We start from the raw sequence: 12,259 nt of genomic DNA, 5'->3' as shown, positions 1-12,259 counted from the left end.
CAGGAAGGGTCCGAGCGCTCCCTCTCTCATTCTGGAATGAGTCATTTAATGGTCATGTTTTTTCTTAAGCGGATGGGAGAGGCTCTGGTTACGGTCTGGGGCGTTGTAACAATTGTTTTCTTCATCACCCGTATTCTGGGAGACCCTATAACGCTTTTTGTTCCTATCGGGGCCACCAATGCGCAAATCGCTGCCTTAACCCATAGTTATGGCCTTGATCTACCATTATGGAAACAATACATCCACTACGTTATTGACATCCTGCATGGGAATTTCGGGAAAAGCTTTATATTCGGCTACTCTGCTCTTCAGGTTGTTCTACAAAGACTGCCCGCCACCATTCTTCTGGCCAGCACCGCTCTGTTTTTGGGAGTGCTGTCCGGAACAATTGCAGGCGCTGTTGCCGCCTTAAAAAAAGGGGGTATTGCCGAGCTGACAATCATGGCTGTTGCTGTTCTGGCTCAGGCAACGCCAACCTTCTGGCTCGGTATTATGTTTATTCTCTGGTTTGCCGTGCATCTGCACTGGCTCCCTGCGGGCGGCTATGGAACCCTGTCGAATCTAATTCTACCGGCTGCAACCTTAGGAGTATTTGTTTTTTCGTCACTTGCACGCCTGTTGCGTTCTTCCATCCTGGATATTTTGCAGGAAGACTATATTCGTACAGCACGAGCAAAGGGTTTATATCCAACTACCATTCTGTGCTGGCACATTGCCCGTAATGCCCTTATCCCCATTACAACCATGGTCGCGTTGCTAACTGGCGAACTGCTGGGAGGTTCCGTTGTAACCGAAACAGTGTTTGGATGGCCCGGCATTGGACGGCTTACCATTCAGGCAATTCAGGCAAGTGATTTTCCTGTTATTCAGGCGGCTGTTTTCATAGATGCAGCACTCTTTGTCCTGATTAATCTTTCTGTCGATTTGCTCTATCAGTTTCTAGACCCCCGCATCCGCAGCAGGGGTTGAATGTATTGCCATGAAAGACTTCTTTAAAACTCTCCTGCGTTCTTATTCAGGCTGCGCTGGTTTTATACTGCTTTCCAGTTTTGTTGTACTCGCCTTGATTGCGCCATGGATCAACCTACCCGACCCGATCATTGGCAACCTGCACGAAAGGTTACTGCCTCCAGACTGGACCGGACTGCACCCTTTAGGCACGGACCCGGTTGGTAGGGACATATTGTCTCGCCTGATTTACGGCGGGCAAACAACACTGATGGTCGCTTTTTCTGCAGTTGCACTGGGGGCAATCTTAGGCACAGGCATTGGAATTCTGGCGGGGTTTTCCGGTGGAATTATTGACCGTATTTTAATGAGAATTATCGATATTCAACTCTCATTTCCATTAATGATGCTCACACTTCTAGTGGTGGCAGTTCTTGGCCCATCAATTGGCAACGTTATTATCGTTCTCGCTCTAACATCATGGACACGTTATACACGGATCATCCGTGGCCAGGTTCTGGTTCTTAAGGAAAGAGAATTTATTCTTTCAGCCAAAGCAATTGGAGCTTCTGCTTTCTGGATCATGCGTCAACATATTTTACCTAATGTCCTGACCCCAGTTATGGTCATTGCCACCCTTGAACTTGCCAGAATAATTATCATGATGGCCGCACTTTCATTCCTTGGCCTTGGCGTGCAACCCCCTGACCCGGACTGGGGACAGATGCTGGCAGAAGGCAGGGTTTACATCTCCACAGCCTGGTGGATTGTTCTTTTTCCAGGCCTTGCCATCCTGCTAACAACACTCGCTGTTAACCTGTTGGGGGATTGGCTGCGCGATTATTTTGACCCCAAAACACGGCTCAAAAGATGATGTCTCACCTACCCTTAAGCATTATTTACGCAATGGTTGCATCATGACTGCTCCTCTTCTGGAAATACGCAATCTTTCCATTGTGTTCGACACGGCTGAGGGCCCCCTCCACGCAGTCAACAATTTGTCTTATTCGCTTATGCCTGGCGAAACACTAGGCATTGTGGGGGAAAGTGGCTCAGGCAAGAGTGTACACATCATGGCTTTGCTTGGCCTGTTGCCCAGCCCTCCAGCGCGCGTTGTTTCTGGTGAAATTTTATTTGATGGGGAAAATCTCCTTAAACTCACCGAGAAAGAATTACGTAATATCCGGGGAGGAAAAATCGGCATGATTTTTCAAAACCCCATGTCATCCCTGAACCCGGTTCTGACTATTGGGCGCCAGATTCTGGAAGTTATTTTGCGGCACACAAGCATGAGCCGCAAACAGGCTACTGCCCACACGATAGAATTACTCGACCTTGTTGGAATTTCTGCCCCTGCCAGCCGTTTGACACAATACCCTCATGAATTCTCCGGTGGCATGCGCCAGCGCGTCATGATTGCAATTGGTCTTGCCTGCAGCCCCAAGCTACTTATAGCAGATGAGGCAACAACAGCTCTCGACGTTACAATACAGGCACAGATTATTGATCTGATACAAAACCTGAAAGAAAAATCCGGGATCACTATTATCTGGATTACACACGATATCAGTTCGGTCAGTACACTCGCAGATACATTGCAAGTCATGTACGCTGGTCGTGTTATGGAACGAGGTCCCTTTTCCACTGTTATAAACGATCCACGCTCTGCTTATACATGGGGGCTGCTACGCTCCATACCTTCGCCCAGTATGCATTCAGGACAAAGACTTTATCAGATACCTGGTAGCCCACCGAATATGCTCTCCCCCCCTCCGGGTGATCCTTTTGCTCCCCGCAATCCTTTTGCCACACCACGCTGCCACCGCGACACACCGCCTTTGCGTCAAGTCCCCAACAGCCTGCCCGGCCATATGGCTGCCGCTTGGTATGATTTGCCTGCCCTACTTTCCTTACATCCAGAGGCTTCCGATGTCTGAGCGTCCCTTAATCGAAGTCTGCAATCTGGTTCGCAAATATAAAAACAGGACATTCGGCAATCACTACACAACGGCAGTCAATGATGTCTCTTTTTCCATTCACTCATCCGAAACCCTTGGTTTGGTCGGTGAAAGCGGATCAGGAAAAAGCACAACAGGTCGTCTTTTACTCGGTCTGGAACCCGCTGATGAAGGTCGTGTATTTTTCGAAGGTACAGATATTACAAGCCTCTCGTCCCGCGAGATGAAACCCTGGCGCAGACGCATGCAAGTGATTTTTCAAGATCCTTACACAGCGATCAACCCCCGCAAAACTATCCAGCATTTTATTGCTGAACCTTTGCTTGTCCATGGGCTTGTTCGCTCTTTGCGTGAGGCAGAAGACCACATATCCACATTATTGCGGCAGGTTGGGCTGGACCCAAGCCTGATGACACGTTCCCCACATGAGTTCTCGGGCGGCCAGAGGCAGCGTATCTGTATTGCACGCGCCTTGCTCTAAAGCCCAAATTTATTGTTGCGGATGAACCCATAACAGCACTGGACGTGTCCATTCAGGCACAGATAGTGAACCTTTTCCAAAATTTACAACAACAGATGGGTTTGTCATATCTTTTCATTTCGCATGATATATCCATGGTGCGCTATCTTTGCCACCGTGTCGCCGTTATGTTTGAGGGACGAATTGTAGAAACTGGCCCTGTTGAAAGTATTTTTTACAATCCGCAGCACTCTTATACCCGTATGCTGCTCAATGCAGTTCCGTCCTTACACGCCAAGCATTCAACATCCGCTCCAAGTTTTGACCGGGCCTCTCTCCCACGTCCGTCACGAGACATGACAATGACGGAAGTTTCTTCAGGGCATTTTGTTTTGCAAAACTAGTTTTGTCAGGAATTACATGATGATCAAAAATTATTTTCCAAAAACATTTTTTGCCCTACTTCTTACAGTTTATGGCGCATCGCTTGCACAGGCCCAAACAGTTACCATTGCTTTATCTGGTGACATTAATAATTTTGACCCGGCACAAACAGCTTCCATTGGCACAGACCTCTCCGTGCTGAGCAATGTCTACCCTGCCCTGATATTACGCGCTCCCGATCGCAGGCTTACTCCATCCCTTGCCACCAAATGGGTTGCTCTTGATGATAACACATGGGATTTTACTCTAGTCTCAAATGCGCATTTTATTAACGGTGAACCAATTGATGCACAAACCGTGGCATGGAACATCAACCGTATTCTGAACAAGAAAAAGGTTACTGTTGCCGCGTCCTGGTATTCCCGTATTCAGGAAGTTATTATTCTGTCGCCTACACATCTCCAGATCAAGACATCTTCCCCTTTCCCGGCTTTACCTGACCAATTGTCCATGCTCTTTCTGCTCCCCCCCGAATGGACCCAGACACATGATCCGTCACACGAAGTGTCGTCTGGAGGCCCTTATATTATCGACGAAATTGTTCCAGGTGATCATGTTTCGATGCACGCGAACCCTGATTACTTTGGTCCACAGGCTTCTTTTAAAAAAGCTGTTTACCGCATCATACCCGAAATCACGACGGCTCTTTATGCGCTTGAAACTGGAGCTGTTGACTATGTTTCCAAAATTCCAACAGCACAACTAAAACAAATTAGCAGACAACCTGATCTTATCGCAGGTTCTACACCATCCATTTGGTCTGTATTCATAAAAATAAATACAGAAATACCTCCATTTAACAATGAAATTGTACGGAAAGCACTTAACTACGCTGTCGATAAAAAAAGCATTGTTGCAACAATTTTCAACAACCAGACGACAACGTCCACCTGTCAGGTTTTAACTCCTGCGTATTTCGGATACAACAAAGACCTCACGGCATACAAATATGACCCCGAAACAGCTCGAAAACTGATCAAACAGAGTGGTATTAACCTTAATCAAGTCTATGAATTTGATATTCCCAGAGGCAGTTACCTGCAAGGTGATGAAGTTGCACTCGCTGTTCAGCAGATGTTTCAGGCCGTTGGAATAAAAACCAAACTGCGCCTTATCGATTTTGGAAATTACATTGCCAAATATCGTAAGACACATAAGCTAGCACCTCTTTCTCTTCTTGGGCAGGCATGGCCAACGCTGGATGCTGATGGTTTCCTTAGTCTTTTCCAGACCGGAAATCCCTACTCTTATTGGAACAATCCATTGTTTGATGCAGCTCTTCAAACCGGAGATTCAACGACGAACCACGATTTGCGCCAGAATGCCTATATGCAGGCGACACAGATCATGTGTGAACAAGCTCCCGTTGTCTTTATGTATACGGAACCAGCGACCTACGCTCACGCAAAAAGAGTTTTGATGACGCCACGTGGAGATGGGTGGCTACGTGCGTTTGATATGCACCTTCGCCCCAATAGTCTGTAACAAAGCTATTTTGACGCAGATATTTATAGTCTTTGCATGTAGCTATAAGCGTATGCCGTCAATTAGTATTCTGGCCTGTTAATCTATAGAATTGAATGATATTCTGCGACTGACTAGCTTACTGATGGAGGTGAGCCTGTGAGTAGTCTATTTTTGCTGCCTGAGAACCAGAGAGAGCGAACGATCTGGTTGACTACCTGAACCGGACCACCAAGATGACAACCGTCAAACGCTTCCATCCTCACAACCACAAGCCGTTCAGGACACTTATTAATAAGTTCATGGTAACCAATAACTTTAGACAAAGTCTCAGACCCCTGAACGGCTTCCTCCCCACAGTCATGCCTACAAAATCTGAATTTTTGATCCAGAAATATCTATATTTTATTCACACACAAACAATATTAAGTAGACAAAAATTTTAAAAATATTTTCTATCTATTGTAATATGAAAAAAATTCCTGACGAAATTGATCTCGCGCTGGATTAATTCCAAAATCGTACGTGGCCATTCCAACTTCCCACCGGGCAGACGGGTGCTTTATCTCATGAATGGTAAAATTTTTTTCCGCCTCAGACAGTATAGATAAGCTGGAACGGTGGATCATTGCACAGGCCAAGCCCGAGCGCACAACCTGAATGGCACTAAGGCTCTCGTTAAACCATAAGGTATAAGTCGGCTGCACAAGACACGCATTTAATATCTGCTCCGTCCGATTATAGATTCCTTGTGAAAATGTTTTTTTTAAATCGCACTAAAGGCAAATTCGAGTTGGATATATCTGCAAGTCCAGTAATATCATTTCGATCACAAGGTACCAGCAACACCAGATCATCATGCGTCAAGGAAAGAAAGTTCAACTCTACATCGCGTCCGTGACGCATAAACCCCACATCTATTTGACCTGTTTTAAGTGCGTGCTCCTGCTCTCCAGAAGACATGTCCTCCAGCACAATATCAAACCTGCCATCGTTTTCGCTAAATTGTGGTAAAATAGCCGTCAGCAGATCCATGGCAGAAAAAGTAAACCCAATCCGTATTGTTCCTACACGCCCTCGCGCTAATTTTTGGCCTCGCTCCATTACGCGGTTTGAATGGTCGAGCAGACTACGCGCTTCATCTAAAAAATTTCGTCCGAAGGCACTCAGGCTTGTCTGGTGCGTAGTACGCGTAAAAAGATTAGCCCCCAGCACATCTTCAAGACGGCGGATTTTTTTACTCAGTGACGGCTGTGACATACCCATGTCGCGGGCAGCATCGGAGAAATTTCCCCTTTCTGCCAAAAAAAGAAAGGCACGAAGGTGTTCCATATTCATATTACCCACCATGAGCCGTTATATATCGTAACCCAATATTCCATAGTTGAATAACAGAGAGAAAAACAAATATCTATTTTTAATTGGTGTTTTTATATATCACACAAAAGGAAAGTGAATATACCCATGAGAATCCTATGCCAAACCCCCGTATGAACAATGCCGACCCTAAATTGTTGGCACTTCGTCCTCTTACCAAAAGACGCAAATCCTTTTTATGCGCCGGGGTCTCCGCTTGTGGTCTGCTTGTTATGTCAGTATCCACGCATGCTGCAAATAGCGCCTCTGCACCACGACCATTCACAACCGCACAAAATATTGCGCCCGGAAAGTCTGCCAGAATAGCGCCATCTCCTCCCGCCAACTCAAGCCGTACGACAGAAAATATTGTTATCAAAGGTCTCGCCAATACCTTGCATGGTTACCAGCCGGGCGGAGGACTTATTCACGAACAGGATGGGGTAAAGGCTGTTAGCACGGTTGACCGGGATTTCATGGACAAGCAGGTACCAATGGCAACAGCTTTTCAACTGGCCTCCCTCCTGCCTGGCGCGAATGTTGCGACCTCTGATCCATTTGGTTTTTCGCCTAGCACGGACATTAGTGTGCGCGGTCTGGGTGGGGATTCGATCGGTTATGTGCTGGAAGGTATGCCATTGAACGATGTGGCCTACTCCAGCGGCTATCCCGGCCAATTTGCCGATAGTGAAAATTATCAGGAAATCGCTCTCGCCCAAGGTTCTTCTGATCTGGACAGCCCGGTGCTTAATGCTGCGGGCGGACTTATGCAGCTCACTTTTCGCAACCCGGCCAAAAAAGCGGGAGGATTTGCTAGTGCATCTTACGGTTCCTACAATACCAACCGTGAATTCATACGTATGGATACAGGAGATATTGCCCATACAGGATTACGGGGTTTTGTCTCATACTCTCATGGAGCTACGGACAACTGGCGCGGCCCAGGACGTGACGAAAAGCAACACGTTGATTTTAAATTTCTCAAGGAATGGGGGCAAGGCAACCATGCCAGCTTGCTCGGTTCCTTTAACAGCACCATTACCAGCTATTACCCTCAAGTCAGTATGGAAAGCTGGAAAAGCGATGGGATTGGGGGCTCTAACAATCTGCTAGCCCGCTACGATGCTTCCGACCAGAACAAGGGAGCCAATTACTGGCGCCTATGGCGCCAGCCAGAACGAACACTTTATGCAGGGGCACCTGTTCATTTGCGTCTAACTGACCGGCTGACACTTGATAGCACACCCTACGCCCAGTTTGCTTATGGCAATGCTCCCGGAGGCACCGTTCTGAGCGAGAGTGGCCTTTATCAGGGCACACAGGCTTTGCCAGATACGCTGAATCTGCCTGGCGCACAAAATGGAGAAGCGGTTGTGCGAGCAAACTACACGCAACGCAGTTACCGCTCCGGGTTTACTGTTGCCTTGCATTATAAAAAGGCATGGAACGACTTTGTCTTCGGCTACTGGTACGACTACGGCGATGATAACGAACAGCAGCCTTTTACCGCAGTGCAGACCAATGGCTCCTCAGCTGACATCTGGGCAGAAAACGCGAACAGCCAGATTCATCTCGCTAACGGTCAAAAATTGCTAGGTGGCAGTTTTCATACTATTTCCCAAAGTAACGCACTGTTTGCAGGGGACCATATCTCACTCCTGCATGACCGACTGGCCATAGATCTGGGCTTCAAAATTGTCATGCTCAACCGCTCTGGCACCAATAACGTGCCCGGCCCACAATATCGGGTTGGGTCCAATAGCATGGAACCACTGCCCAGACTGGGTCTGCGCTGGCATATTGATGATCATAACCAGATATTTTTCAATGCTACCACAAACTTCAGAGCGCCCGACCAAACTGCGCTCTATAACGCTTATGATCCTTCTTCAGGCAGTCTTGTCACTGCGGGAAGTCATAATCTGCGTGACGAATACTCCATCTCGGAAGAGTTGGGCTACCGCCTATCCAATCGCTGGCTTGTGGGAAGTCTGACGCTTTTTAATTACAATTTTACAAATCGTCAGATCTCTACTCTTGCAGTCCAAAATGGCTCTATCATTGCGACAACCATGAATGCAGGTGGACAGACATCGCGCGGGGTGGATGTAGAGGTCGGTTTAAAGCCGTGGCACCACTTTAGCCCCTATGTGTCGGGCGAGTACCTACATGCGACCATCGACAATAATATTAGCGCAGAAGGTGATGTTCTGCCGACCAAGGGCCGCACTGCTGTCCGCAGCCCATCACTGCAAGCCGCCATCGGCTGAGTTATGATGATGGTCATCTCTTTGGTGTTGCAACAGTGCATTACACCGGACACCAATATGCAACATTCATGAACGATGAGCGCATGCCAGACCACACGACTGGCGATCTGGCCATTGGGTATCGCTTTTCCGATCATTATCATCTGCACCAGCCCACAATACGCATGAACTTCATCAATATCACAAACGAGCATTACCTTTCCGGGGTGGCCAGTCCAACGCTGAACGCGCGGGATACCACAGGCATCCACGGTAACACCATCTCCGGTAGCGCCCCCAGCTACTATATTGGTGGCGGTTTTGCTGCACTTGCCACTATTTCCACAGGTTTTTAAGGCATGTCACAGTCACATAACCTTTGTTCAACATGCCTTATGCTGGAATACTTCCATCCATGGCCAAACTCGGCAGGCTTCTACCTTGCCCGGCAGCAAAAGTGGTATGAGCAGAACGGACTGGACCTGCATATAACTGTGCCAGACCCGTGGCACGGTGATTCCCTTGAACACCTGCTACAGGCCCGCGCTGACTTTGCCGTTGCACCAGTCAACAGGCTTTTGGTCCGGCGTGATGGGGGAGAACCACTGCGGGCCATTGCCGCCATAAACCACAGCGCGCTGGAAACCATACAAACTCTTAGAAGCAAAAATATTAACCGTCCACGTGATCTGGCAGGGCGAAAACTCGCCATGAATCCCACGCCTCGGGGGCTTGCCATGATCCGGCACCTTGTTGCCTCCGATGGTGGAGACCCTGATGCCGTCAAAATTGTGAACTCTCAATTCCGGGAATTTCGTCCAGAAGATTTACAACATGACCTCGCAGACGCCAGCTTTGGCGGATACTGGGCATGGGAAGCACTGATGGACAGTGCCATTCCGCAGGAGGAGCGTCTTGTCTGGCCGTTGGGGCAACTGGGCGCACCTGCCTATCACAGCTATGTTCTGTGCACCCGTGATGATATAATTGAGACAACACCTGATAAAGTCAGGTTGTTCCTCGATGCATCTGAAAAAGGTTTTCTGGCAGCAGCACACAACCCGCTCGCGGCTCTCCCCGCCTATGAATTGGCGACACCATATTTTCCTACAGAACTCCTCAGCCAGTCCCTTAAAGCCATTGCGCCAACATGGCTGCACAACGGAAAATGGGGAGAACTCCGCACGGACGTTATGGAGGAATACACACATTGGCTGGCAAAAAACGCCATTGTGTCTGACAGGAATATCTGGCGTTCCGCTATTATTGAACAGGATTTCCGTTACTCCATGCACGAACATTCATGAGCGGGCATGCAATGACGGTCCCATATACACATGGCATGGGCACCGCCCGGAAAGAAGCAGACTGGCCTGATATAAAAGACACAGAACTTGAGGTGGTCCTACATCATTTTCCACGCGCGGGTACATTGCAGGCCATTCTATGGCGCAGTCCACGCCCCTTTTCTGCGGCCGCCATAATAAGAACCGACCATGGTATGCTCTTTGTCAAACGCCATGGGCTTGCCCTGCGCACACCGCGCAATCTGGAAGAAGAACATGCCCTTATCCGGCACCTGAAGCAGGAGGGTATTCCAGTCGCGTCTTTGCTGGAAACAGCAAACGGAAAAACAATGGTCCTCCACAATGGGTGGACCTATGAAGTGCATGACATCGCCGTCGGGCTGGACCTGTATCAGGACCGCACGTCTTGGACCCCGTTTTTTAATACAGGTCATGCCTATGCCGCGGGCGCCATGCTGGCACGGGTGCATAAAGCACTCAAGCATTACAACGCGTCCCCCCGCAGCACACGCCTGCTTGTCTCAGACGACAGGCTGATCCGCCAGCCAGACCCCTTGCAGGCTCTTGACGCAGATTTGCACTTTCGCCCCGGACTGGCCAGCTTTCTGCACGAACGGAACTGGAAGCACGATATCCAGACACATCTGATCGCACCATACCATACCAACGCACATGCCATTTTACACGCAGTCCCTCGGCTTTGGACACACGGAGACTGGCATGCCTCCAATCTGCTCTGGTCTGCTCCCGGATCGAACGGGGCAGTCTCCTCAGTTCTGGATTTTGGTCTGGCAAGCAAAAGTTCCGCATTATTCGACCTCGCAACCGCCATAGAGCGTAATCTGATCTCCTGGCTGGATATGGAAAATGGTGTTGCCCCCACTGCCAATTTGGATCAACTGGAAGCATTACTTTCTGGTTATTCCAGCATAACGCCACTCAGCACCACAGACATAAAAGCCTTGGCCGGTATACTCCCCATTGTACATACTGACTTTGCACTAAGCGAAATCGACTATTTTTACAGCCTTCTGAACGACAGACAAAATGCAACTCTGGCTTACGATACCTATCTTCTAGGACATGCCGACTGGTTTGCCACGCAGCAAGGGCAACGCCTTATCAGGCACTTTCACACACTCGGCAGCAAGGCCCCATAACCGCCATGGCACATTCCATATCCTCCCTTATCAGCGTTGCTGAACTATCCGAGCGCAGGCAAGACCCCTCTCTGGCTATTTTTGATACGAGCGTTGTACTCCCCTCCCCCCGATTTGACGGAGATTACCGGGTTGAATCCGGCCAAGCGCAATGGTGTGAAGGACATATTCCCAATGCGCGACATCTGGATCTGACGCACGACCTTGCCGATACATCCCAACCTTTCAGCTTTGCGCTTCCTCCTCTGGAAGACCTTGCCATACGCTTTGCTACACAGGGCATTACCCCTCAGATCACACCCGTTCTGTATGATAAAACCGATGGTTTCTGGGCGGCGCGCCTCTGGTGGATGCTCCGCAGTGTTGGGGTTACAGCGCGAATTCTGGATGGTGGGTACAGTGCATGGCAAAATGCGGGACAACCAACCGCCACTAAAAATAGCTTACCCGAATTAGAAAACAGCAACATCGGAGAAAGATCACATTCTATCTTTACCCTCCAACCCAGACTTTGGTGCGACCGTCAACGCGTCCTTCGTATCGTCAACGGCTCAGAAAATGGCACACTCATCTGTGCCCTGTCTAAAACTGTGTTCGATGGCACAAGTCCAACCCGCTACAGCAGGCGCGGACATATTCCCCATAGCCTAAACTTACCCGCCCGCAGTCTACTGAACGCGCAGGGTTTTTACCAAAACGTACAAGAGTTGCAGAGCATTCTTCAACCTTTTCTAACACACAAGCCTCTTCCCCTTGTCCTGTATTGCGGAGGAGGTATTTCTGCAGCAGTTGTCGCTGTGGCTTTGGTACTTGTCGGACAATTCAATACGACCCTTTATGATGGATCGTTACAGGAGTGGTCAGCGGATCCTGAACTGCCTCTGGTAACAAATTCATTGTGAACTTATTTCCT

The 12,259-nt window shown here is 48.7% G+C and carries 10 protein-coding genes and 1 pseudogene; 10 read left to right on the top strand and 1 reads right to left on the bottom strand.

Annotated features, from left to right (window positions below):
* Positions 1 to 48 precede the first annotated feature (48 nt).
* The 6 genes from JCM25146_RS02680 to JCM25146_RS02660 are packed head-to-tail and all read left to right on the top strand — an operon-like array spanning position 49 to position 5,295.
* Positions 49 to 969: an ABC transporter permease gene (locus JCM25146_RS02680; protein ID WP_025825705.1), complete on the top strand. Its 921-nt coding sequence runs from the start codon at positions 49 to 51 to the stop codon at positions 967 to 969.
* A gap of 10 nt (positions 970 to 979) precedes the next feature.
* Positions 980 to 1,822 (top strand): ABC transporter permease, encoded by an 843-nt coding sequence (locus JCM25146_RS02675; RefSeq protein ID WP_025825703.1) that lies wholly within the window; start codon positions 980 to 982, stop codon positions 1,820 to 1,822.
* A 43-nt stretch (positions 1,823 to 1,865) separates the two neighbouring features.
* Complete coding sequence (locus JCM25146_RS02670) at positions 1,866 to 2,885, top strand: ABC transporter ATP-binding protein (protein WP_025825701.1); 1,020 nt, start codon at positions 1,866 to 1,868, stop codon at positions 2,883 to 2,885.
* Positions 2,878 to 3,387 (top strand): ATP-binding cassette domain-containing protein, encoded by a 510-nt coding sequence (locus JCM25146_RS23320; protein WP_242400870.1) that lies wholly within the window; start codon positions 2,878 to 2,880, stop codon positions 3,385 to 3,387. Before JCM25146_RS02670 ends, JCM25146_RS23320 begins: the two co-directional genes overlap by 8 nt.
* Positions 3,388 to 3,431: 44 nt before the next feature.
* Complete coding sequence (locus tag JCM25146_RS23315) at positions 3,432 to 3,770, top strand: ABC transporter ATP-binding protein (protein WP_242400869.1); 339 nt, start codon at positions 3,432 to 3,434, stop codon at positions 3,768 to 3,770.
* 16 nt (positions 3,771 to 3,786) lie between these two features.
* Complete coding sequence (locus JCM25146_RS02660) at positions 3,787 to 5,295, top strand: ABC transporter substrate-binding protein (protein ID WP_035371859.1); 1,509 nt, start codon at positions 3,787 to 3,789, stop codon at positions 5,293 to 5,295.
* A 717-nt stretch (positions 5,296 to 6,012) separates the two neighbouring features.
* Here the strand turns inward: JCM25146_RS02660 and JCM25146_RS16695 are convergent.
* Positions 6,013 to 6,612 (bottom strand): LysR family transcriptional regulator, encoded by a 600-nt coding sequence (locus JCM25146_RS16695; RefSeq protein WP_159101948.1) that lies wholly within the window; start codon positions 6,610 to 6,612, stop codon positions 6,013 to 6,015.
* Between the two features lie 251 nt (positions 6,613 to 6,863).
* Between JCM25146_RS16695 and JCM25146_RS16690 the strand changes: the two are divergent.
* The 4 genes and pseudogenes from JCM25146_RS16690 (at position 6,864) to JCM25146_RS02630 (ending at position 12,248) form a co-directional block, all read left to right on the top strand.
* Positions 6,864 to 9,235, top strand: a pseudogene (locus JCM25146_RS16690) (TonB-dependent receptor).
* A gap of 3 nt (positions 9,236 to 9,238) precedes the next feature.
* Complete coding sequence (locus tag JCM25146_RS02640) at positions 9,239 to 10,186, top strand: ABC transporter substrate-binding protein (protein ID WP_035371857.1); 948 nt, start codon at positions 9,239 to 9,241, stop codon at positions 10,184 to 10,186.
* Between the two features lie 11 nt (positions 10,187 to 10,197).
* A complete protein-coding gene (locus JCM25146_RS02635; protein WP_025825694.1) occupies positions 10,198 to 11,346 on the top strand; it encodes a phosphotransferase enzyme family protein in 1,149 nt (382 codons plus the stop codon).
* A 5-nt stretch (positions 11,347 to 11,351) separates the two neighbouring features.
* On the top strand, positions 11,352 to 12,248 hold the full coding sequence (locus JCM25146_RS02630; RefSeq protein WP_035371855.1) for a sulfurtransferase: 897 nt from the start codon (positions 11,352 to 11,354) through the stop codon (positions 12,246 to 12,248).
* Positions 12,249 to 12,259 lie beyond the last annotated feature (11 nt).

This window comes from Acetobacter okinawensis JCM 25146 (genome assembly GCF_000613865.1).
GTDB lineage: Bacteria > Pseudomonadota > Alphaproteobacteria > Acetobacterales > Acetobacteraceae > Acetobacter > Acetobacter okinawensis.
This window is presented reverse-complemented; position numbering and strand designations above follow the sequence as displayed.